Annotated in this window: 15 protein-coding genes and 1 pseudogene; 10 read left to right on the top strand and 6 right to left on the bottom strand. The window is 43.3% G+C overall.

The genetic code is table 11. From position 1 onward, the window contains the following. Nucleotides 1-71: 71 nt before the first annotated feature. A pseudogene (locus BIW53_RS02010) lies at nt 72-1,046 on the bottom strand (transposase). A 361-nt stretch (nt 1,047-1,407) separates the two neighbouring features. Between BIW53_RS02010 and BIW53_RS02005 the strand changes: the two are divergent. From BIW53_RS02005 to BIW53_RS01995, 4 genes are read left to right on the top strand one after another with little or no spacing between them, the layout of a single operon-like run. Further along, on the top strand, nt 1,408-1,710 hold the full coding sequence (locus BIW53_RS02005) for a hypothetical protein (RefSeq protein ID WP_070990143.1): 303 nt from the start codon (nt 1,408-1,410) through the stop codon (nt 1,708-1,710). A 10-nt stretch (nt 1,711-1,720) separates the two neighbouring features. After that, nucleotides 1,721-3,205, top strand: a complete 1,485-nt coding sequence (locus BIW53_RS02000; protein WP_070990141.1) for a hypothetical protein — start codon at nt 1,721-1,723, stop codon at nt 3,203-3,205. A gap of 4 nt (nt 3,206-3,209) precedes the next feature. Continuing rightward, entirely contained in the window at nt 3,210-3,398 is a 189-nt protein-coding gene (locus BIW53_RS20640) for a hypothetical protein (RefSeq protein WP_139158760.1), read from the top strand. After that, nucleotides 3,391-3,714 carry a hypothetical protein gene (locus tag BIW53_RS01995; RefSeq protein WP_070990139.1) on the top strand — a complete coding sequence of 108 codons (324 nt, stop codon included), beginning with the start codon at nt 3,391-3,393 and terminating at the stop codon, nt 3,712-3,714. The genes BIW53_RS20640 and BIW53_RS01995 overlap by 8 nt, the downstream gene beginning before the upstream one ends. 273 nt (nt 3,715-3,987) lie before the next feature. Here the strand turns inward: BIW53_RS01995 and BIW53_RS01990 are convergent, their stop codons facing one another. Together BIW53_RS01990 and BIW53_RS01985 are read right to left on the bottom strand one after the other, a co-directional pair. After that, on the bottom strand, nt 3,988-6,183 hold the full coding sequence (locus tag BIW53_RS01990; protein WP_070990137.1) for a hypothetical protein: 2,196 nt from the start codon (nt 6,181-6,183) through the stop codon (nt 3,988-3,990). A 400-nt stretch (nt 6,184-6,583) separates the two neighbouring features. Beyond that, nucleotides 6,584-7,657: a hypothetical protein gene (locus tag BIW53_RS01985; RefSeq protein WP_070990135.1), complete on the bottom strand. Its 1,074-nt coding sequence runs from the start codon at nt 7,655-7,657 to the stop codon at nt 6,584-6,586. Nucleotides 7,658-7,901: 244 nt separating this feature from the next. Between BIW53_RS01985 and BIW53_RS01980 the strand changes: the two genes are divergently transcribed. The 3 genes from BIW53_RS01980 to BIW53_RS01965 all read left to right on the top strand — a co-directional run bounded on the left by BIW53_RS01980 (nt 7,902) and on the right by BIW53_RS01965 (nt 12,689). After that, nucleotides 7,902-8,891, top strand: a complete 990-nt coding sequence (locus BIW53_RS01980; protein WP_070990132.1) for a substrate-binding domain-containing protein — start codon at nt 7,902-7,904, stop codon at nt 8,889-8,891. Nucleotides 8,892-9,030: 139 nt separating this feature from the next. After that, entirely contained in the window at nt 9,031-11,739 is a 2,709-nt protein-coding gene (locus BIW53_RS01975; RefSeq protein ID WP_070990130.1) for a CHASE domain-containing protein, read from the top strand. Nucleotides 11,740-12,341: 602 nt separating this feature from the next. After that, a complete protein-coding gene (locus BIW53_RS01965; protein WP_070990127.1) occupies nt 12,342-12,689 on the top strand; it encodes a hypothetical protein in 348 nt (115 codons plus the stop codon). Between the two features lie 32 nt (nt 12,690-12,721). On the opposite strand, the gene BIW53_RS01960 is transcribed toward BIW53_RS01965, so the two are convergent. Continuing rightward, entirely contained in the window at nt 12,722-14,239 is a 1,518-nt protein-coding gene (locus BIW53_RS01960) for a response regulator (protein ID WP_070990125.1), read from the bottom strand. Between the two features lie 193 nt (nt 14,240-14,432). On the opposite strand from BIW53_RS01960, the gene BIW53_RS01955 reads away from it, so the two are divergent. From BIW53_RS01955 to BIW53_RS01945, 3 genes are all read left to right on the top strand, one after another. Beyond that, a complete protein-coding gene (locus tag BIW53_RS01955; RefSeq protein ID WP_070990123.1) occupies nt 14,433-20,006 on the top strand; it encodes a two-component regulator propeller domain-containing protein in 5,574 nt (1,857 codons plus the stop codon). 484 nt (nt 20,007-20,490) lie between these two features. Beyond that, nucleotides 20,491-21,312, top strand: coding sequence for a 3-deoxy-manno-octulosonate cytidylyltransferase family protein (locus BIW53_RS01950; RefSeq protein WP_070990120.1), 822 nt, complete (start codon nt 20,491-20,493; stop codon nt 21,310-21,312). Nucleotides 21,313-21,378: 66 nt separating this feature from the next. After that, nucleotides 21,379-22,026, top strand: coding sequence for a histidine phosphatase family protein (locus BIW53_RS01945; protein WP_070990118.1), 648 nt, complete (start codon nt 21,379-21,381; stop codon nt 22,024-22,026). Nucleotides 22,027-22,074: 48 nt separating this feature from the next. Here the strand turns inward: BIW53_RS01945 and katG are convergent, their stop codons facing one another. Together katG and BIW53_RS01935 are read right to left on the bottom strand one after the other, a co-directional pair. Continuing rightward, nucleotides 22,075-24,285, bottom strand: a complete 2,211-nt coding sequence (gene katG, locus BIW53_RS01940; RefSeq protein WP_070990116.1) for a catalase/peroxidase HPI — start codon at nt 24,283-24,285, stop codon at nt 22,075-22,077. Between the two features lie 158 nt (nt 24,286-24,443). Next, nucleotides 24,444-24,824 (bottom strand): VOC family protein, encoded by a 381-nt coding sequence (locus BIW53_RS01935; protein ID WP_070990114.1) that lies wholly within the window; start codon nt 24,822-24,824, stop codon nt 24,444-24,446. Nucleotides 24,825-24,853 lie beyond the last annotated feature (29 nt).

The raw sequence follows: 24,853 nt of genomic DNA, 5'->3' as shown, positions 1-24,853 counted from the left end.
ATGTGTTAAACGCAATGGTCCCTGCCTGTTACAGCATATCCCGCTTGGTGTGGATAATTGCTAGCTGGATATTAGGAAAATAGCGCTTCACTAATTTTGATACTTCGTCGCCGTTTATGCTGTTGTCGCTCACAGTACACATCAAGATTATGTGTTTTACCTACTGCGCCATGAAACACCTTTTCAAATTGCGTTGTGAGCTTTATCCAGTTGTAAGCTTGAATGTTTAATCGTTGCAAGATGGGCGCTTCATGTTCTTCTATGTAGCCACGTTTGTCTAAGCGAATACATTTACCTGTGAGCTCAACAAGCTGTAAGTAAGATTTAAGTTCGAATGGCAAACCCTTTGGTATATGTTTTCTGGGACTACCCGCAAAGCGTGCAAGCTGTTTTGGTTGTTTACCTGCTTTTGCATGTTGGCAACGTAGTTTAATACTGGTATGAGCTGAGTCTTCTGGTGTTTTTGCCATCTCCGCCCTGATAGGGTTTAAATCTATATAGGCCATACAGGCCATTAGAGCCGCGTCATCTAATAGCGCTTAGCTTTTGAACCGCCCTTCCCAAAAATGACCTGTGCATTTATCTTCTTTATTCGCCCTGCGCGCGATGTTTTCATTAAGGACACGCATAAACCAACTGATGCTTGAGAGTCTGTTTCTGTATTCTTTTATCTCTTTGTCTAAAAAGAAGCGCTGACCTTCATCTAAGCACTCTCCTTGTAAGTACATCAGAGCACGCTTTGAGCCTTTAAACAGCTTGTGCCAGCGTAGTAACACCGCTTTGTCACTCAACCTCTGTGCTTTTTCAGCATCTATATACAACACTACATGGGTGTGATTACTCATGACTGCAAAAGCACACACATCGATGCAAAACACCTTCGCTAAGAACAGTAAACGCTGCTCTACCCAGCCGCGGCGATGTTCATATGATTTACCCGTCAGCTTATCTTCTCCGCATAAAAATGCGCGGCGAACACAGCGTGACACACAGTGATAATAAGGTGTATCTGACAAACTGATTTGCCGCTTCCTTGCTAATCCCATCGTTCACTCCTTGAACTTAGAATTGATTATAAAATTGAAGAATTAAAGCTTAGACAAAGCACTCAAGGTTTCAAGTTTAGAGTGACTGTCCACAGTTCGGTTCCACAGTTCGGTTCGCACACGCTCCTTCCTCGCGAGATCTTCCCTACTTTGCACTACAAGCTACATATGTCAGCTCATTTGAAGAGCCGAGAATGACAGAAATACTCGCGCTTGAGAGACATTTTTGACATGAAAAGCAGCTCCCTTGGCAGATGGTCGCTTAATTTAGTTTTTATAAAATCTCCCCCTTAAATGAAACTACCTCTTCGCTACAGTACATCTACTGCAATTTCGCAGGAATAACCAGAGAGAAATTAATATGAGTAAGATTGAAAATATTGCATCGGATATGATTGATATGCTTAGTAACCCAGCGAGTAGAGCCGGTTCAACTTTACATAGGATCAATAAAATGAGCTCAAAAGGGGTCTCATCGAAGACCATAGCAGTTCAACTTGAAGAAAATAGCAAGTCAGGTACAAGTTACACCGCGGAACAGGTTGAAGGGTTTAATAAATTATATGATGATTGCAAAACGAAAGTGGGTGTAACCAAGGAACAAACTAAGGCGCTTATTAACGACCAAAAAAGCCAAACTGGTAAATCGATTCCTGCTACTTAAGGACAAGACAATGCATGAAGCTATCTACGAAAAACTGATTGCCAATAGTCTAGCAAAGCACAAGCTTGACAATACAAAAGAAGGTTTGAAGACTTTTTTGAGGTCTCCAGACTTTTTGAAATATAGATGTACTCAAGGCGGTCGGTTTATTGGTCCTTCAGGTGGTGAATATCTGCATAGGTCAATTTATCATCGCTATTTGAGTGATGAAGATAAAATTGTGATCTATGACTCGGGTTATGAACTTGGCTCTATAGAACCCATACCTTGCGAAAGTGAAAAAGACTTTTTTTCGTATCTAAATGAAAAATATGGGGGAGAAGACACAGAAGGTAATGTAAAAGACATAAAAAAAATGATAACTGCTCTAACAGGCGTACAATTCAAGCTCTACTTGGCTCAAGATAAGAGTCTTGCATACAAAGTTATTACTTTATTTTATCGCATCATGAAACAGTATAACTCTAAAATAATTAGCTTTTTAATGAAGCCGTTTTCGGGCAAAGCAGAATTTGAGTATCGTGCTGAATATCCCCTCATAACGGTTGACAGAGCGATTGATAATTCATCTATATTGGATGAAATACTGACATATCTAACTTTCTCAATGCCACAAGAATACTTTGAGGTTGCTAATAGCCTGAGCATAACCATAGCCGAAGTGGGTGAAGATATGGCTAGCATGATTAAACGAATGGTTCACTCCGATTTTATCGAGAGTGACTTTATCGCACCAGATTTAAAATCGGATATAAATACATTTAATTCCTTATGGGCTCAGAAGATAAAAGATAAAGCTTATCAAGGAGGTGAAAGGTTGGATTTTTCGCTTTATGCTGCTTTGATTTTGAGAGTGGCTGAATTTAGAAATAAATCGTGCCAAGTTGTTGCCAAAACTGCATATGAGACCCCCCTAAAGCTAAATCCTATATCTCTTAGCAGGGCTGAAAGCATATCTGATGATGAGGTGATTGAATCGATTCTAGGTCACTCCTCATTTAAATCAGGCATTGAATTACAAAGAAAAACCAAATTCATTCAAGACATAATAGAGATACAAAATAGGAAAGAAGGTTTAAGGTTGTCACGTTTACAGGTGTTATTGATTAAGGCTGTTATTATTCATGACATGGCAAAGCCCCTAGAAATTAAATCAAAGGTTATTGGAGAGTCTAGTGTTCAAAAGTCAGTTAAGTCTGTTCTAAGGGATGTGGCCAAGCAAACTGTTAGCCCTAATTCGAACAAATATCCAGAGGCATTAGTACAATATTGGGTGTTTAGATTTCAGTTAGCCACTTATTTACTAGCTTATCCAGATAATGAAAAAAAGCAAAATAGCCTTAGAAAACGAAATGAGCTTGAGATGTTTTCTGATGCATACTTGAATCAATATTTAAAACACAGTCAGCTAGTTACTTTTAAAACCTTAAAATTTTTCCCAATTACTTTTGAAAAATCAATGAGAGGTGTAAGTGCTAGTCTGTCAGGTACTTAAACCTATGCGTCGTTCATTTACGAATAAAACATACACCCTCCACTACAAGAGGGCATTGTTTGGTATTCCTAACGTCGGTGTAGGAATAGGTTGGAGCGAGTCAGCAACAGCCTACAGTTTAACATCTTCAAAAAGCGGACAGGCATGTATGGTTGATATGTCTGCTTTTTACGAGAGGCAAGACGATGAATAATAAAGAACATGAACGTTCGAGAAGGTGTCCGGCTTGCGGGTGGAAGTTTCCGATAGCTAAAGTAAGTGCGCCAATAGACAGAATTGATGGCAAAACATTCAATTGCCCTGATTGTAGAACTGCGCTGGTGTATCGAACAGAGTCCGGGCCGATGTACCGTATTTTCAGTTTAATGACCATTCCTGCTGTCGCCTTCGTGTTTTTATTTAGAGATAGTGCTTTATTAGAAACAATAGGGGCGTTTGTTATATTACCTCTGGCTATTCTTGCCGTTGTCATATGGCGGCGCAGTGAGTTTATTGAACTTGTGAAATGACAGACAGAGTGAGCGTTTCAATTGCTTTGAATAAGTGGCACTTTGAACCGTAAAAAAGGAATAAAGAGTGCTCATATTTGACAACTATAATAAACTGCTGAACAGAGTGGTTTAAACACTACTGCGGCTATAAGTGTGTTAATTCATCAGAGGGAGTTCTTAAACCTGATGTGCTTTTTTGTCTGGAGATGATTAAAAAACGCCTACCAAACCCCCAGACACCACATATTTATATGGTGTCTATGGGCCTATTTGGGTAAGTTAAGCCAACCGTTATTTCGCTTGTTGTACGTGTCCATCGGCCACAAACCAAGATAAGTCGGTGTTAACGATTGGATAGGCTTGTTTGTCTTTACATAAGGTTCCATCTTTTTCTTGGCAATCGTTGTTGGCGGGTTTATCCCACTGCTTGTTTTGATTCCATGCCCATGGTTTTAACATGCATGGGTCGTTATCTGGCATTTTGTAGTCTGCTAACAGGCTGGGGCATTGTGCGTTTTGATAGTTGGCTCTGCCAACTCCTGCGGAGTATTCGCCTTGGTTAGGTGGGGTGTTAACGATACCTGCTCTACGGTGACAGTTTTGGCAGTTTGTGCCCAGAGGATGAATAACTGGTTCTATGTAAGGGTTCATCGCCACTGGCAGTAGGGCTATAGTGTCGCCATCTGGTCTTTGTGTCGCCCATTTTGGCGGAGTACCCTTGAAGTAATTGCTAGCAACGACTTGTGCACCATCAATTTCATAGTTGATGCCGTAGCTATCTGTTAGTAAGTAATTGGCGCGCCATGTGGTCCCTACCTTTTCATCCAATGAAGTGACCATTTTTTCGTTAAGACCAGAGTATTTGAATGCCGTTGCTTGGTAGACATCAGCTTGACCAAAACAGTGATTGTATTTATCAACTGGGCAATCATTTGAGCTGTCATCCATTGGGCTCCACCAAACACTTTGAAATGCCCATGTTGCTATTTCTTTGGTATTCACATGCATGGCAACCACGACCAAAAAGTCACCTGGCTCAAAGCCTTTGGAGTCATCGCCATAGGCCCATATGGTGGCTTGATCTAGCAAGGCTCTGTCGGTGGCGGTAAAGGCGTTGTTTAGTGTTTCTTCAGACACTTGTAAGTGCATAAAATCTTGCACTTTATATACGCTAGGAGAGTTCGTGGTGATAGCCGATGCGCCTTCCACATGAGCAAGCTTTAAGGTCGCGCTAGGTGCTGCGGTACACTCTTTACCACAGGTATCTATGGCGACCACTTCACCCCACTTTTCATAGCCGAGATAGTCGGCATTGGTTGCATAGCTTTTGTCTTTGAAGTTTTTAGGTACCCAAGGAGGCAGTGCACCATAACGAACTCGGCAGCCCTGCTCGTTTTGCTTGGCGTTAGGGTTACAGCCTTTTACTGGCCAAAACATATGTTTGGTAGAAATAAACTTGTTGTTAAACCAGCTAGCGACTTCATTGGCCGCCACATTTTCGTCATCTTTGGCATAGAGGTTTTCAAGCGTCGATGTGCCAGCGTATAGCTTATTATTTTGTATTGCATTCCATGCTTGAGTGGTTAATGACTCAGTGGCAATCATCACATCTCCTTGATTAACAAACGCGGTGCCATCGCAAATGCCACTGGTATTTGGGCAGATTATGTCGGGTTTGCCCTGTTCAGTACAAAGCCTATTGAGTTTTTCCCAAGCTGCTAATTTGGTTGTATCGGATCCCTTCGGATCATAGGCAATAACTAATTCGGGTTTCACTTTATCTTCAGAAAGTCCGCATTGCTTCACAATAGCAAGTGCGGGCACTTTGTAGGTTGGAATAGTACCAACCGTATTCACCGTTTGCGTCTTTGTTGGGTCAGGATCTTGCGTGGTTGCTTGTGCATCCAGCATGAAGTTGGACACATCAGCTGAATTAGTTTCTGAAAAATTGCGATTAATTTGGATCAGCCCTGCGATACTGGAGCCTGCTTCATCTGAATTGGTTGCTCCCAAAGCTTTATGAGCTTTAGGGGTGTAGGGCAAGCCTGTATTAGGCCAGCTAAGCCACAGAGGGAATAAACCACTGCATGCAGGTTGTTTGTTGGTATTTTCAGCCCAGCAACTTTTAGTGCCAAACATGGTTGAAGTATTGGTTTTGCTATCGTAACCCGAGTTATCCAGTGGCGACGAGATCCCAGCCCATAGCTGCCACCCATGTGCGCGCACGGTTTTGCGGCTATCTGCATTTTGATTTTGCACTGCTTTAAGCAGTGACGAGCTGCATTTATCAGGGGCTTCATTTACTGGACACCAATCAGACCAGGTTGGTAGCGCTTGATAGGGGCCAAAGTGTGAAAACGTTTTTTGTGCTGAGGGTTGTGATGCTGAGGGTGTGTCTACTATTTTATCAGAGTCCGAACAACTGCTTGATAGCGCTACAACAGTGGCAACTATACTTATCCGTAACAATAAGCTTTGTGTGTTCATCGTTATATCCTTTTAGTCAAAAGTCTTTTGCAAACTTTGAGTCATTCTTCTGGGCAGTGAACAGCATCGTTGGTCATTTTGATTTCTTTGCTATGTAGGCTCATCTTTGTCGCCAAATGGCTGAGGACATTTAAAGCTAGGTATTGTTGAGAGAAACTCAAAGTGCGAACGATAGACTACTCAGGCTGATGTTAAGGATAGGTTGATATTGTGTTTTTGCTACTGAGAATTTGCCGAATAGGTGCAGGCTTTCGCCGCAAGGCTGAAGTTTGCGCTTTAGAAGGCTGGTAGGAGGCATATGACAGGGAGGAGTATGAACGCTTCTACCTAACAGGTTTGTGAAAAACCCACCAAACACATGATATTTGGTGGGTTATAGAGTATTAACCTTGCTCACCCCCTAAAAGTTCAACGCAAATCCTATTCTGAGGTAATGGGCTTTTTCGGAGTATTTATACAGCTCTTCAAGGTATCCCGCATGGTATGAGAAGATTATGGGCAATTGGACTTCATAGGTTACGTGTAGGTGTGAAGTAAAACTCAAATCAAACGTATTATTAGTGCCTATGTCGCCACCCCAGATTTCTCCTGAGCGATATCTTAGTGATAGCGTACTTGGCCCACCGAGCAGCTTAAAGATCCTATCTTCAATCACAAATTGGCTGACCAAAGTAATGTCAGTGCCTTGGTAATCTTCTAGTTTATCGTGTCTTTTGGCGACGTCCCAAAACACTGCGTCTTCAGGCTCTCCTAGTATCTTTCTAAATTTAAGATGAACGTCGAAGCAGGAGATATTTGAGTGGCAATCTTGATATGCGATATTATTTAAGTTGACGCGATAGACACCCCCTAATGCGATAAAGTCACTGCCACGACTGACTGTTTCAGTCGCCATTTTTAGGTAATAATTACTATCTATGTTTGGATGATCCTGTGCATTTTCAGCTTTGTTGTCTCTGGCAATGCTCAATAATGTCGGCAGAGAATCGGTTGTTTGCCCGTTAGATTCGTGCTCCAAAGACAGGCGCCACTCTATAACACCATCGCGTTTTACGGTGCCCCACGCAAATTGTAGCCCGGGATTGTAGCGCCTACCCACAACGGGGCCTGAGTTGCGTGTGCTTAGATAAAAATCAAACTCTCCCGAGAAAGAGAATGCGACATTCCAGTCGAAGTCACCTTCTTTTTCAAAGCTCATATCTCTGCCAAAAATGTATTTAAAACTGTATTGCACATCCAGTGCACCATCTAAATCATTGCCCCGACCATAGTCTACGTATATTTCGGTTCCTTCATAGGGTTGAATATTCTTGAAAAATGACTCCTGAGGGGGAGGTTGTTCATCCTTTTTTTTGCGTTGTTCTTTAGGTTGTTGTTCTGGGAGATTTCCAGAGAGCTTTGGAGCTGCGGTACACACGCTACTGAAGAGTAACAAGCAAAGCAGGGGGGATAGTAGATAGTGGTGCATCGTCATATACATTCCTTTGATTGTTGTTTTACAAGAGTTAGAAAATCATATTTAACAGTAAGTTAAGCATAAAAATGCAACCTTTGTTTGATTTTCGTTCAGCTTTATCGATGGGTTACATATTGATAGAAGAAAGCGATAGCTTGATGCAATAATCACTTTATTAACCTGATGTTTGAGTTATAGTTATATTTTGTTAACTAAAGTGTTGCTGTTGCTTCATTGGTTGTGCGGCAAGTGTTAAAAATCCATGATAAAACAAAAACAAGTAAAGCTGGCTGTGCTAGTTATGCTGGGTCTGGCGTTTAACGCTGTGGCGCAAATAAAAATTGCGGTAGTGGGTAAAACTAAAAACGATACGTTTTATGAGCAGTCATTTCATGGCTGTCAGGCATTTGCCAAACAACATGTAAACTTTGAATGTATTTATGAAGGCGCAGATGACTATCAAGATGTGCGTACTCAGGTTTTGATAGTAAAGGAGTTAGTGGAGCAAGATATTGATGGGTTATTGATTTCCACAACAGACTCGACCTACTTGGTTGAAGGAGCGCTTAAAGCAGCCAAAGAAAAAGGTATCCCTGTGATCACCTTTGATTCAGATTTACTGACCCAGCATCATGCATATCGACTGGCCTACGTTGGTACCAATAACTTTGATTTTGGCAAAGCGTTGGGGGAGGTAGTCAAAAAATACAAAGCGACGCCATTACAAGATGTATGTATTCAGTCGGGTCATCAAACTACACCTAATCTTAATGAACGCATTCGAGGCGTGAGGCATGCGCTATTTGGGAATGAAAAGGCGAGCCTGTCAGTGAGTCATGGTTGGCGTGAGTATGAACGCTGCCCGCTTTATACTATGGGGCGTCGAGGGGATGCGCTGAGTCAGTTATTAAATATCATTAAGCAGCCAAAACCTCCTATATTTCTGGCTGTTGCGGGTTTTGCGCAATTTAACGACGACTATATTGAAGCATTGACTCCGTTCAAAGATCAGATTGCCAATGGCACATTAACCATTGTGTCTGCAGATACAGAAAATGTGCAATTAAAAGCCTTAACACAGGGGTTATCGACTGAAAATATTGGCCAAAACCCATTTGCGATGGGAAAGCTGGGCGCGAGTTTGCTATTTGATGTGCTCATGAAAGCAAAAATGCCATCTCAGTCTCAATATTTTCTAGATTATCATTATTGTAAAAAGGGTAATGCGGCAACCTGTACAACAAATCACTGATTGATGTTTTTGCTCTTATGCACTTTTGAGTGTGAGAGATCTGGTTTGGCATTGTGATACGTTGATTCTATACTCAAATTAACTTCGATCAGCCCTTCATTACTTAGGTGTCACATAGTGGCCACAGAGAACTCAAAACATGGAAAATGCCGTCAAGCAAACAGTAAGAGAGCCAATATCATTATTCAAAGCAATGCTCTTACCTGTCTTGATCATGGTCGTTGGCCTGCTTTACGCCAAGGTGCAGTTTGAAGAGCAGCAGTATTTACGCCAGCAAAAAATAGAACAGGCGGTACGTAGTCGGCTAGAACACATAACAGAGGGGGTTCAGCAGCGTGTTGCGTTATATCAATACGGTATCATTGGTTTAAGAGGCGCGTTTTCGGCAACGGGAGAAGCCAACTTTGACTACGCTGCAATGCAGCGTTACATGAGTGCTAGAGATTTCACTAGAGAGTTTCCTGGGGCTAGAGGCATGGGAGTGATCCGTTTAGTACAGCCACATGAACAAGCAGAATTTGTGCAGCAAGCAAAACAACAAAGACCTGATAAATCCTTCCAAATAAAACAACTTACACCCCACGATAAAAGTCGCTTTATCATTCAATTTATTGAACCAGAGCGACGTAATGCCAGTGCTGTGGGTTTGGATATTGGTTCGGAGTCGATGCGCCGACGTGCCGCGTTGGAGGCTGCCATGAGTGACGAACCTCGGTTAACGGCCCCCATTACCTTGGTTCAGGCGAACAACAAAACGCAGCAAGGCTTTTTAATTTTAATGGCGATATATCGCGCTGATGTTTCATTTAAAGCCAGTGAGCGATTGGATAATGTCATTGGTTGGAGTTATGCGCCTATTTTAATTGATGAAATCCTCTCATCAATGCGTTCGCTAAGTGACGATATTGTGATGTCTATTTCGGATGTGACACCTGATGAGGGCATTGTCTTTTTCACCCATGGAAATAAAAACCACCAGCTGAGCGAATATAGTCAGAACAAGAGCATTGCGCTTTTTGGCCGCCATTGGCAATTGTCTTTAAGCGCTACCCCTGCGTTTATTTACAGACTTGAGCTAGAGAGTCCTATACGGTCAGTTGTTTTAGTGATTAGCTTGTCATTATTACTGGCCATTTTGGTATTCAGTATTCAATCAGTACTACTGAAAAAACGTCAGCTTAAACAACAGCACTTAGAAGCCGCAAAAGCAAAAGGTGTGGCGCTGGAACAAGCTAATCTTCATTTGGAGCAAGAGGTTGCACTGCGCACTAAGCAGGTCAGTGAAACCAATATGTTACAACAGAGCATTTTAACTTCTGCAAGTTATGCCATTATCGCCACTGACGAGCAAGGCGTTATCACCCTATTTAATCCAGCGGCTGAGCAGTTACTTGGTTATCAGGCAAGTGAGTTAGTCTCTCAGGCTAGCCCGGCTCTATTTCATTTGGAAAGTGAAGTTATAGAGCATGGTAAAGAGCTGAGCAAAGAGCTGGGCATGGATATAGCCCCTGGTTTTGAGTGTTTTGTTGCTAAGGCAAAAACTGGGGTAATCGATACCAACCGCTGGACCTATGTCACAAAAAATGGCAAGCATATTCAGGTACGGCTGAGTATTACAGCATTGGTTGATGAACAGCAGCGAGTGTTTGGATTCTTAGGCATAGCTTATGACTTGACTGAGCAACTTAACCATGAAAGGGCGCTTTCTGAGGCCAAAGAGCAGGCTGAGCAAGCAACTAATGCAAAATCAGCGTTCTTGGCAAATATGAGCCATGAGATCAGAACGCCCATGAATGGTTTATATGGTACGTTACAGCTGCTAAAAGCTGAGCCTTTGCGACCTCAAGGGCAAGAGTTGCTAGAAAAAGGGATTTATTCGGTCAAAGCTTTGCGCACCATCATTAACGATATTTTAGACTTTTCCAAAATAGAAGCTGGCAAGCTAACGCTAGAAGAACAGCCATTTAGCATTATGCGGCTAGTTGAAAACCTCAAATCCGAACTGTCGGTGATCGCATTTTCAAAGGATATTGGCCTAAGGTTTGATATTGATGTGCTGAGCGATTACTGGCTTGGAGATGAGGTTCGCGTGCGTCAAATCTTGCTGAATCTAGTATCCAATGCCATTAAGTTTACCTCTGAAGGACAAGTTGAGGTATTGATCCGTGAGCTGCCGCAAAGTGAACATCTGGTATTTCATATCATAGATAGTGGTATTGGCATGAGTGAAGCAGAGAAAAGCCGCTTATTCCAACGATTCGAGCAGGCCGATAAATCTACTACTCGCAAATATGGAGGTACGGGCCTAGGGTTAGCGATTACTCACTCATTGGTTAGTATGATGCATGGTAGTATTGATGTACAAAGTGAACCCAGTAAGGGCAGTGTATTTAATGTCACTCTACCGTTGCTCAAATCACACCAAAAACCAAAAGCTGCATCATTAGAAATGCCAGTTTTAGAGCTGACGGGCGTTGATATTCTGATTGCAGAAGACAATGATATTAATCAAGTTGTAGTTAAGGCTATGCTAGCCCCAACGAAAGCACATATCACTCTAGTCAATAATGGTCTTGAAGCAATTGAGGCGGTTAAATCACATACACCAAGCCTGATCCTAATGGACATTCAAATGCCGCAAATGGATGGTGTTGAGGCCTGTAAGCAGATCAAGCAACTGGTCCCAGAGGTGCCAATTATTGCCTTTACGGCAAACGCGTATGAAGAAGATAAGCGTTTATACGAGCAGGTAGGTTTTGATGGTTATGTGGCAAAGCCTGTGGAACATCATGAGCTGTTATTTCAAGTGGGGGCGCTGTTGGCTCAACGAGGTGGTAAGGTAAGTTGAGTTGCCTTGTTCCTCTCATGGTGCATAACCAAGCGCTTTTACAATAGCTATGATATCGCTTATCCACATATAAATGAGCCTGAACAATAAGCAAATTAGTAAAGCAATAAGTGTTATATTGTTTTTATTTTCAATAGTTTAAGTTGATGTTTTAGAGGTGTAAAGCTGAGCGATGGTTTCATTGTTGAGCGTATTTTACATTGACATATTTTTATATGTTAATTAACATTTCTGTGATTTATCAATCAGTACCGCGTAACTGTCAGTATAAAAACAGGAGAAAGTAATAATATGCATCAATGGATGTTCTATGGATATAATGACCATCGTTCATCAGCCTGCAATATTACTGACACGAAAAAGCGCCTGTATTAAACCTCGGATGATAAGATTTTTCGGGGTAAACAACTTGGGTTATATAAGAATTATAAAGATAAAGCCCCTGTTCACTTGCGTTGCCATTAAGGCTGCGAAGTCAATGTATGCCACGGAATGGTAGTCACTAATACACCTACAATCGTGTGCGTGAGGGGAACTTTTAGATACCCCTGCAGACTTACATGCGTAGCGCATCATTTTATCTATGTGGAGGAAGCAACAGGATGCAACCCATACTAATTTTTATTGTATTAATGATGATTGCCATGGCGCTGGCTGTGGGCATGATTGTGCAAGGACATGGCTGCAATCGCGCTGAGTTTTGGCTTCGAAGCTTCTTTATCAAAGGAGAACCTGAGGAGCAAGTACCTGAAAAAATTCAAAATACTGCTTATTATCTGATGCTTGAGTTGGGAGACTTATTGGAAGCTGATAAGGATATGGACCAATACTATGGTGTTAAAACGGTATTCAATCACGTCAGTGCACTGCGAGCAGAAACTTTGGGTCACAGTACCAAGGTGCCACTACGTCCCGATGAAGCACCTAGTTATTTGAAAGTGGTTAAATAATTACCGAGTGGCCCTCATTGTAGGGCTTGGTGCTAGTTACCCACAGGTAAGTGGACATAGACTTCGGTGCCTAAATTGTCATCTGTGCGAAAAGCCACCGTTCCATTTTGCGCTTCAACAAGCAATTTAGCGATGTATGTCCCCATACCAAGCCTACCCGGTTTGCCAAAGCTTACAAATTTCTCAAAGAACTGCTCTGTAACCTGAGTTGGGACGGTATCTGAGTTATGTATGGTGATCACCACATGCTCGTCACTTTGGCTCGCGTTTACATTGATACTTGGTCGGTTTTTTGAAGCTTCAAGGGCATTTGTTATTAAGTGACTTAACAGCGTATGGGTAAGTGTCAATTCACCAATAAACTCCAGACCAGTATCGATAGAGGTATGCACGCTGAGTTGCTGTTGTTTGAGTGTGCTGGCAAGGCTAGCCAGTACATCGTCAACCACACATTGTAGGCTATGTGACTGTGGGTTAAGTTTATAATCATTGCGCTCTATTTTGCTAAGCGCTGCCACCCCATCAAGGTGAAGTTGTAATTGTGTGCAGCTGTGTTTAATGTCTGCTAGATACCGCTTGGCTTTTTCTGGCTGATGTAAGTGGGTGGATAATAACTCACAAGAGTGCTGAATATGTGAAATAGGCTTGACCAGTTCATTTTGATTTAGGTTATCGAATTCGTCTCTCAGTCTAGCATTTTCGAGCATTGTATCGATTTGGGCGCGCATTAGACGGTTTGATTCTATACCACGACAGTGCGCCTGCACTCTGGATTTTACAATTGCTGGATTAGCCGGCTTGGTAATGTAGTCAACAGCACCCAAAGAGAGCCCTTTAACCACATGTTCGGTTTGTTCCAAAGCGGTTAGAAATATCACGGTGATATGCTGGGTATTTGGGTCAGCTTTGAGACGACGACACACTTCTAAACCATCCATTTCAGGCATCATGATATCCAGCAAGACAATATCGGGCTGAGGCTCACAGGCGCAGATCTGAAGCGCTTTTTTGCCGTTAAGCGCTGCGCGCACTTTGTAATCTCTGCGCAAAATATCGCTGATGACTTTAATGTTGTCAGCAACATCATCCACGATCAGCAGCTGTATTTGTTCTTCTTGAGCGGGAGCAGTAATCTGAGTTGAGTCGCCTTGAAACTCCCTGACAGGTCGATTTAGCGCACGTTGAATACGCGCTTTAAGCTGTTTACTTGAAAAGGGCTTAACGACAAATTCCGAGACCCCACATTGTATTGCACTGACCACATGTGCCTGCTCTATGGTTGAGGACATCATCAAAAAGGGGATTTTCGCAGTACGCGGCGTAGTACGAACTTGAGTCAAAAACTCGATGCCAGAGAGTCCCGACAACTGCCACTCTCCGATTATCAAACCTACGTCATTATAGGCAAGTTTCTCTAGTGCATCGTTGCCGCTAGAGCTTTGAATAATATTAATATTTCCAATTTCGTTCAGTACTTTACTTATCATTGCCCTAACCGCTTCAAACGGTTCTACAATCAATACTGTTAGCGGACTAGAGTGAAAGGTCATAAATACTCGCTACATCATCCAAGGTTGGTCTATTAGTAATAGCATACGAATAATCAGATACACCATGAAGGGTAAATATCCTTAGCTTTATGGAATTACTGTTATAATTTAGGCTTAGCTGCAACAAATTTCATCTGGTCTGATAGCTAAAATACGTTTTTAATTTAATATCATAGCCAATCTGGAGTGCCGTGTGAAACTTCCTCAACTCTTTTTAACGCCCATCATTATCGGTGTGCTGTTGTTAGCTAGTTTGAATATCGCCTACGCTACAGACAGTGGAAAATTAAAAGTTGAGCATATCTCGGCCTATAATGGGCTTTCCAATCCTCAAATCTATGCCGTAGCCAGAGACCCACAAGGATTTATGTGGTTTGCCAGTGCAGATGGTGTCATGCGCTATGATGGCTATCAATTTGTAACTTATAAAAATGAGCCCAGTAGACCTGATTCGCTATCGGCTAACAGTGTTGCGACAATTTTGTTTGATAGCCAAGGGCGAATGTGGGCGGGTACTTGGGGAGGTGGCTTAAACTTGTTGCAAGGCGAGCAGTCATTCGTGCATTTTCGCCATGACCCAAAGCGAGCGGATTCATTGGGATCAGACAAAATACAAAGCTTGTTCGAAAGTCAGGATGGTACCTTGTGGGTTGGCACAAATGGTGGTGGACTGAATCAGTTAATGGATGAACAAGGCACCTTTAAGCGCTTTATTTTTAGTGAACAAGTATCTGACTTTGATGGTAAGAATAGAGTTTGGAGTATCGCTGAGGATATCAGCGGAGCCATTTGGTTGGGGACATCCCATGGCTTACATAAATTGGATAGACAGACTGGTCAGTTTTTGAGTTTTGATATGAACTCTAGCGAGCTCGATCACAACGAAGTCAGGCAGGTATCTTTTGATGCTCAAGGTAGGATGTGGGTAGCGACGCGACGTAGTTTTGGTTTATTTAATGTAGATACAGGGCAGTACAAAATTTTTAATTTACCCGAAGGTGGCTTGCCGAGTGTTTCGAAAATGCTACACCACCAAGGGGAAATTATTCTCTCAACATTTTCTGGCGTTTATCGATTTTCTATTATTAAACAGCGCTTTGTAAAGACTCCCCATGTTTCGAAGCTAGCATTGTTATCCAGTCGCGATGTTCGTCAGGTCTTGATTGATGAAACAGGCCTGTTATGGGCTGCGACGCGTTATTCTGGGATCATTAAGGTTTACCCAAACCCCCCAATGTTTACATCACATCAAAACTACTTGCAGGATTACTTGCTGTCAGGTTTGTTCAGACAGGTACTGAGCATGGCTGAGGCCCGTCAAGGTGGTGTATGGTTAGGTACAGGCCGCGGCTTGGTTCACTTTGATGGCGAACAGACATTTACGCCCTTTGCCAGCCGTGATGTGCTAGCAGGCGATTATCGGTTACGAGTCCATAAGCTGGCACGTAATCAGTATGGTCAGCTCTTTGCGGCTACTAACTTTGGTTTGTACCGAGTTGATGAGCAGACCAAAGAACTTCATGCTGTAGAGTTATTTTGGCTACCCGATCCCCGTCACTCTGTCGAAGATATCAGTTTTGATCAACAAGGCTGGGCATGGCTGATATTGACCGGACAAAACTCGGTTATTCGTTGGCGCATCGGCAGTGAACAATACACAACTTTACTGCCAAATGTTGATGCAAATTTCGTTTTTATTGACAGTGAGCAGCGGGCTTGGATAGGCACTGATGGTGAAGGGGTGTTTAGGGTAACAGCCAATGGTCGTGAATCTGTTCAGTTTATAGCGCACAGTGATGAGTCCAGTCTGAGTGACAATTATGTTAATCAGGCTATGGAATACGACTCGAAAATATGGCTTGCAACGAATAATGGGCTAACCAGTTATGATTTAAAAAGCAGGCAGTTCATGCGCTATGCCAATACCGTTTCCGATAGGTCATTCGTCATAAAATCAATAATTGCGGACAACCAAGGATATATATGGTTGGCTACTTCAAGTGGTATATACAAGTTAGATACGCAAACTCATGCCTTTCATCATTTTACCTTACACGATGGGCTGGCTAACAATCATTTTTTAGCGCGTGCGCAAACAGCCAGTCAAGGACAAATCTTATTTGGTAGAGTTGATGGTATTACACGCTTTGCGCCTGAACAGGTCAGAGTAAACCGCAAAATACCCAAGCTTGTGTTTACACAGGCTTGGGTAGATGAAAAAAGGGTGCGCGATTTTACTCAGCCAATTATCATGACACCAGATAACCACAGTTTGCGTGTGCATTTCTCAGCTTTGGATTATCAGTCCACTGTGGATAACCGTTATCGCACTTGGCTGGTTGGACATCACAGTGATTGGGGAGATATTACCGCTGATCAAACTGTTACTTACCGAGACTTACCACCGGGCGAGTATGAACTGCGTATTCAAGGCAGTAATAATCACGGCGTGTGGAACCGTCAGGGAATTTCAATCAAGGTAATACGTATTCCTGCTTGGTATCAAACCCTTTGGTTCCAAATCTCTTTACCCGTGTTATTGCTGTTATTTATTAGCGTTGCTATCACGTTACGTTTTAAGCGCTTGAGTAATGCTAGTATGCGCTTAGAGCAAAGGGTAGCCAAGCGAACACAGGAAATTATTGTACTGGCTGAAGTAGGAAAGGATGCGGCAGCAAGTCATGATATGCACGCTATCTGCCATACAATATATAGCCATCTGCGCGAGACATTAGCATGTGATTTTTTTGCTGTGGGTGCTTATCACGAAAAAGGTCAATTCGTAGACTTTATTTTTGCACAGCAAAATGACTGTCCGTTATCCGTATTAGATTTACATGTTAAAGATTCACTGACGATAGAAAGCTACTGTATTAAACACAATACTGAGTTGTTGCTAGACAGTGATGCATGTTGGCAGGGTTACGGATTACATGCTAATGACAGTTTGAATGGCGCTAACACGCAAACAGCGTTTTGTATGCCTCTGATTGTAGAGGGAAAAATGTTAGGTTTTTTTACGCTTCAGTCCAATTGTGAACAGGCTTATGGTGATGCCCAGCTGAGCATTTTAAGAGTTGTTGGTAATCATTTGGCGGTGGCGCTTGCTAATTCTCTGTCTTACCGTGAACTTAAAGATGCTGAGCAACGTCTTGAACTTGCCATGCAGGGCGCAAATGCCGGTATGTGGGAGTGGGATAGCTATAAAGACATTTTAGTGACCAACAGCACTTGGTCATCTATGTTGGGATATTTAGATGATGAATTGGAGCAAAAATATGGCAAAAGTGTGGCTCGTTGGCGTGCCTTGATCCACCCAGATGATTTTGATCATGTACAGGACACGCTGATTGCCTATTTAAAAAAACAAACTTCTATGTTTCGTTGTGAGTACCGCATGCGCGCGGCTGATGGCGCATGGAAGTGGATCTTGACCATTGGTCGCAGTATGCAACGTGATGCGAGAGCGCAAAATAAGAGTGTCTTTGGTATCAATATGGATATTTCTGATGCTAAAAAATTAGAGGTGGCATTAAAACACGCCAAAGAGATAGCTGAGAGCGCAACACAGGCCAAGTCTGACTTCTTGTCTAATATGTCTCATGAAATTCGCACGCCAATGAATGCCATTATAGGGATGAGTTACTTGGTACTCGATACCGAGCTGGATCGTAAGCAACGAAATTACGTTGAAAAAATTCACCGTAGTGGCGAGTCTTTACTAGGCATTATTAACGATATACTCGATTTCTCTAAGATTGAGGCGGGTAAGCTAGATATTGAACTTGTGCCTTTGTCCATCGAAGAGGTGTTATCAAACTGCGTTGATGTGCTTAGTATTAAAGCCAGAGAGAAAGGGCTGATGATCAACGTTTCATTAGACCCGCTTATTCCCAAGCAGCTACAGGGCGATCCTCTGCGTATAGGGCAGGTGTTGCTTAATCTTGGTAGCAATGCAATAAAGTTTACTGAGCAAGATGGGCAAGTTATGATCAATGTTACTCTTGAGCAGCAGCTTGATGAACGGGTGACACTGGCTATTGCCGTGATCGATTCAGGCATCGGTATGACTGGCGAGCAACAGCAAAGGTTATTTGAGTCTTTCAATCAGGCGGATTCATCCATTACACGTAAATATGGTGGTACGGGATTGGGCTTGGCGATTAGTCAGAAGTTGGTCACGCTTATGGGAGGAAAAATAGAATGTCAAAGCACTCCTGAGATAGGCAGTACTTTCTCTTTTACTTTGTCTTTACAATGTCTAACTGATGAGCAGATAACAAAACCTCAATTAGCTATCGAACATGCTCTGATAGTAGATGACGATCAGTACGCCAGCCGAGTGCTATCCACATACTTACAACATGCCAACATACAAACGCACTATTACAGTGCAAGTCAAACAGAGTTGCTTAATGCTCAGTTTGAACAGGCCGATATCATTTTTGTTGATCAACAGGCGCAACACGTCATAGCTTCGTACAAAGAGCGCAGACCAACAGGCCTAGTCGCTTTGATGGCACCTTACGACACGCACCATTTAGAGCAGGTAATAAATGGTGATGACAGTATATTACTAAGCAAACCTATTTTCCCAACACCGCTTTATACACATTTACAGGAACTGTGCGGTGAAAAAACACCGAACAAACACACTCATATTGAAGCCTCAATGAGTGAGCCGCTCGCTGGAATAAGCCTGTTACTCGTTGAAGATAATGAATTAAATCAAGAACTGGCTGTCGCATTATTGACTAAGCAGGGGGCTCAGGTAACTGTCGCAGGTAACGGGAAACAGGCGTTAAGTACACTACAAACACACACTTTTGATGGGATACTGATGGATTGTCAAATGCCGCACATGGACGGCTACGAGACGACTCGACAAATTCGTGCTCAGACAAACTTAGCGCAGTTACCGATTATCGCGATGACAGCTAGCGTGACCAAAGACAATCAGCAAGCCGTAAAAGCATGTGGTATGAACGATATTATTTTTAAGCCGATCGATATTGCCCATATGGTCTCTACCATACAGCAATGGGTGAAACCCAGCATAGCTACACATAGCGCAAAACCGATTGAGGTAAGTGAGCAAGATGTTACTGTATTTTCGAACATTCAAGGTTTAAACCCACGCCAAGGACTGCACATTGCTGGTGGCGATCTAGTATTGTATATACAACTATTAAAGCGGTTTGTTGATAAACAAAATTCACTTTTAGGTGAGTATGAGCAGATGGTGTCTTTATACGCTTGTGATGATCTTTCTCAAGTAGAGCCGACGGCTGCGGACTTAGTACTGAATTGGGCGCATACAATGAAAGCATTGGCTGGCAATATTGGCGCTTATGAACTGCAAGGAGCCGCGGCTGAATTAGAGCAGGCATGTATGCAGCATACCGTGCAACTACAGCCCCATATCGACCGAGTGGGTCAGCAGATAGCACCATTAATCAGTGGGATTAAACATGCATTGCGTGCATTAAAGCCTCATTACAAAGCCGCTGATAAAACATTAAATTCGGCGCTAAATACGGCACAGGTGAGCAATAAATTGGCAAGTTTAGCGACGATGTTAGAAGACAGCGATACCGATGCGGCTGATGTTGTGGAAGAGTTGTTGGGCATTATGCATGATGAACGCTGTAAAGGTTACTTGATGAGGTTGGGCAAGGTGCTGGACGAATACGATTTTGATGCGGCCAGTGAGTTGATGCTGAAGCTTATGAGCCAGTGGCAGGTAACGCATCAGGACAGTGAGTAGAATGAATTTGTAAGGGTTCGGCCTGAATAGGCTCGGCCTGAATAGGTTCGGCCTGAATAGGTTCGGCTTGAATAGACGTCTTAAGCAGGGGCGGCGGCAGTACGGCACCTGCTATAAGTTCATACTAGCACTTCGTTTAACGTTACGCTCCTCACTTGGTATTCCAACAAGTAACACCGATTTGCTGTAGTACTTTTTGTTAAAAGACGGTATAAAAAATTCCGACCAAAAATAAGGTTGCTGTGAAAATAAAGTTTGATGGATAACCTATGCGGACCATTAAAGCCAAGTTAACAGTGTGTTTACTAAATCGGCTGTTTGATTGCATGAAGCTGATGTTTGGAAAATAAATTCTGTTGCACAGTGGTACACTCGAGATCAGGCCTTTAAAGCGAGCGGATAGACGTTCTATAATAGGGCCTATTGTCCCGTGTATTAGTTTCTCAAATACGGGCACCATAGAATTCATTTAAGGACTTATTGCATGCACAAAACGCTCATAGTGATCCCCGCCCGATATGGCAGCACCCGTTTGCCGGGTAAGCCACTACTGAAAATCGCAGGCACAGAGATGTTATTGCGCGTTGCCGACATTGCGCGTTATGTGTGTCAAACACAAAGCGAGTGTGACTATGTGGTTGCAACGGATGATGAGCGGATTGTACAGTTGTGTGAGCAACATCAAGTGCCCTATCTAATGACGTCTGAGCAATGTAATAGTGGCACTGAGCGCTGTTTTGATGTACTACAGCAATTGCCAGAAAAGCCTGATTTTATTGTAAATTTACAGGGGGACAACCCGTTGTGTCCGCCATGGTTTATCAGTGCTTTGATAGAGTCGTGGAAATCCAGCTCGGTTGGCGAGGTGTTTACACCGTATGTGGAACTAACATGGCAAGAGCTGGATAAACTAAGAGAAGTTAAACAAGTAACTCCGTTTAGTGGCACTACCGTACAGATCAACCGCGATCTGTTAGCGATGACGTTTAGTAAAAATATTATCCCTGCTATTCGTAAGGAAGCGTCGATGCGTCAAAATAGTACACTGTCACCAGTGAAAAGGCATATCGGCTTGTATGGCTATACAGCCAAAGCACTAGAAGCATATTTTGCAATGCCTGAAAGTACCTATGAGCATTGTGAGGGACTAGAGCAGATGCGCTTTTTGGAAAATAACATCGCCGTTAAAATGGTCAAAGTTGGCTATCAGGGCCGTACTGGAATGAGTGGAGTTGACAGTCCTGAAGATATTCAGCGTGCTGAAGCTATTATTGCCAGTGATGGCGAGTATGATCTGACGCCGTAATGGCTAAAGTATTCGAAATGATATGTTGAACGGGTGCTAAGTGCCCGCTTGATAACAGGATATTCCATGACAACACGCTTAATCGTGGTAAGACACGGCAACACATTTTTACCTACCGATACGCCCACTAGGGTTGGAGCTCGTACCGACCTTGATTTGGTTGAAACAGATAAAGGAACAGCGGTTGGCCAATACTTGTTGGCAAATCATTGGGTGGCGCATAGCATTTATGCGGGCCCACTAAAACGCCACCAACAAACTGCTCAGCTGATATGTACAGCACTAGGTTTGCAAAGTGACTGTATCCGTAGTGAGGAATTTTTAAATGAAATTGACTATGGGCCCGATGAAAACAAGACGGAGAATGATGTCATGTTACGTTTGGGTGATGGCAACTTAGAGGCGGGCAAAGCCGTGATCGCACGTTGGAATAGTCATGGAGAAGTCCCGAGTGGTTGGTTGGTCGACCCAGACGCATTGCGTCAGGGGTGGTTGTCTTTTGCACAAGCCATACTGTGCAATCATCAGGATAAAACCACGCTAATGGTTAGCAGCAATGGCATCATGCGTTTTAGTCACGTCATTGATAAACAGTTTAATGAGAGCAACCTTAAAGTACCCACAGGTGGCATTTGTATCTTTGAAAATGAAACCAATCAGGAAGATGGTTGGCGTTGTGTTGAGTGGGGCAAGGTGCCCAAAATATCAGGGTAAAGGCAAAGAGCACGATAAACCGTGCTCTTTAAGTAAAAGTGGGTTTGTTTAGCGAATATCAAAGCGATCTGCGTTCATCACCTTGTTCCATGCCCGGATAAAATCCTGTATGAACTTTATTTTGTTATCGTCACAAGCATAAACCTCGCTGATCGCTCGAAGTTGTGAATTAGAGCCAAACACCAGATCAACTCGAGTGGCTTGCCATTTCGGTTGGCCAGTTTTTCTGCAGCGTCCTACAAAGGTTTGCGCCTTGTTATCATCAGGGTTCCACTCTGTGTCCATATCCAGCAAGTTGACAAAAAAGTCATTGCTCAAAGTACCTGGGCGAGCAGTCAATACGCCATGTGGGCGTTGCTCGAAGTTGGCATTCAAAACGCGAAGCCCACCAATTAACACGGTCATTTCTGGTGCAGTTAAGGTGAGTAGTTGGGCTTTATCGATCAGCAACTCCTCAGCCGAGACACTGTATTCACCTTTTTGATAGTTTCTAAACCCATCAGCAATGGGCTCAAGCAAGCCAAATGACTCTACATCGGTTTGCTCTGCGCTGGCATCACTGCGCCCTGGAGTAAAGGGAACAACCGCATCAACACCTGCATCTTTGGCTGCCTGTTCAATGGCTGCGGCACCTGCCAGCACAATCATATCGGCAAGAGAAATCGCCTTGTTACCTGACTGTGAGTCATTAAAGTTCTGCTGAATTTGGCTCAAGGTCAGCAGTACCTTATGAAGTTGCTCAGGTTGATTCACTAGCCACTGATTCTGAGGTGCTAATCTCAACCTTGCACCATTGGCTCCACCACGACAATCAGACCCTCTAAACGTGGATGCTGATGACCAAGCTGTATAAACCAGTTCAGAGACACTCAGTCCGGATGCAAGGATCTGTATAGTCAAGTGATCGATATCGCGTTGATCAACCAGCTCATGATCGACCTTAGGAATAGGGTCTTGCCAGATTAAATCTTCATCAGGAACTTCCGGTCCTAAATAGCGAGATTTTGGCCCTAAATCACGGTGTGTGAGCTTAAACCAAGCTCGAGCAAAAGCATCTGCAAATGCCTCTGGGTTGTCGTGATAGTACTTGGAGATCTCACAGTATTGAGGGTCTTCGCGCATTGCCATGTCGGCAGTAGTCATCATAATCCCCACGCGTTTATTGGCATCTTCGGCATCAGGTGCGTGATGGTGCGGCGCCAAGTCAACTGGCTGCCATTGATGCGCACCAGCAGGGCTCTTAGACAATGTCCACTCGTAGCCAAACAACACGTCAAAGTAGCTGTTATCCCATTGTGTAGGGGTTGGAGTCCAGGCACCTTCAATGCCACTGGTGATGGTATCTGCCCCTTTACCTGAACCGTACTGGTTGCGCCAACCAAAACCCATTTGCTCTATGGGGGCGGCCTCGGGTTCGGGTCCAACGTGAGAATCAGGGGCTGCACCATGACACTTACCGAATGTGTGGCCCCCTGCGGTTAGCGCTACGGTTTCTGCATCATCCATTGCCATACGTTTGAAGGTTTCGCGGATATCTTTGCCAGAAGCCACAGGGTTTGGATGGCCATCGGGGCCTTCTGGGTTAACGTAAATCAAGCCCATTTGTACTGCAGCCAAAGGGTGCTCAAGGTCCCGTTCACCATAATAGCGACTGTTATCTAACCATTCCTTTTCTACACCCCAATAAATATCTTCTTCTGGTTCCCAAATATCTTCACGTCCACCTGCAAAGCCGAAGGTTTTTAACCCCATTGATTCCAAAGCAACATTGCCTGCGAGGATAAATAGATCGGCCCAAGACAGACTGTTGCCATACTTTTGCTTAATGGGCCACAACAAGCGGCGTGCTTTATCAAGGTTAGCGTTGTCAGGCCAACTATTGAGAGGGGCAAAACGCTGATTACCGGTTGCCGCGCCACCTCGACCATCCGCGGTACGATAGGTGCCAGCAGCATGCCACGCCATACGTATCATCAAGGGTCCATAATGACCAAAGTCGGCGGGCCACCATGATTTCGAATCAGTCATAACTTCTTGTAGGTCTTGTTTTACAGCGGGTAAGTCAAGTTGGTTAAAGGCTTTTACGTAGTCAAATCCTTCGCCTAAAGGGTTAGCTTTTTTGTCATTTTGGTGAAGAATTTTTAAGTTCAATTGATTGGGCCACCAATCGGTATTCTTGGTTCTTTGGTCCCCTAGACGCGTATTGCTACCATGCATAACTGGGCATTTTCCAGCTGCATTTTCGTTGCTCTTATCCATGCTCTATACCTTATTGACTGAGGTTTAAAAATGACAAAGCACTTAGCTTGTGTGCACTTCGCTAAGCGCTTTGACTATATTTTAGACTATAAAGAGGATCTTCGTAGGAATACAGTGACTTATCTCGATTACACTCATCGCTTTTTTTCATGGTCAACTTAGTCGTTGCGACGTTCTGTGCGCCACGGTGGATTAAGGCGATTATCGCCAGCCCAATAGAGCTTGATTTTATTGCCACTGGGGTCACGCAGTTGTGCTTCTCGCCATAAATAACGCTTATTTTCAGGTAGGCTATCAAAAGTTATTCCTTTGGTCTGAAGCTCATTGACCCACTCGTTCAGTTGTTCATGCTCAAAATAAATCGTGGTGTTATTAGGTTGCATGTTATCTTCGAGTGACAATGAAAAGGTTGCACCGTTTGCGCACTCAAAACGAGCATAATGGGGTGTATCAACGATTTGCAAAAAACCTAATTGACGATAGAACGTTGTGGCTTGCTCCATATTGTGCACGCCAAGCGTAATTTGATTTAAATTCACAACTTATCCTTCATAAAGCTTGGTTTAGC

The organism is Pseudoalteromonas byunsanensis, from assembly GCF_001854475.1.
Taxonomy (GTDB): Bacteria; Pseudomonadota; Gammaproteobacteria; order Enterobacterales; family Alteromonadaceae; genus Pseudoalteromonas; species Pseudoalteromonas byunsanensis.
The sequence above is the reverse complement of the archived record's forward strand: the minus strand, read 5'-3'. Positions and strand labels throughout refer to the sequence as shown.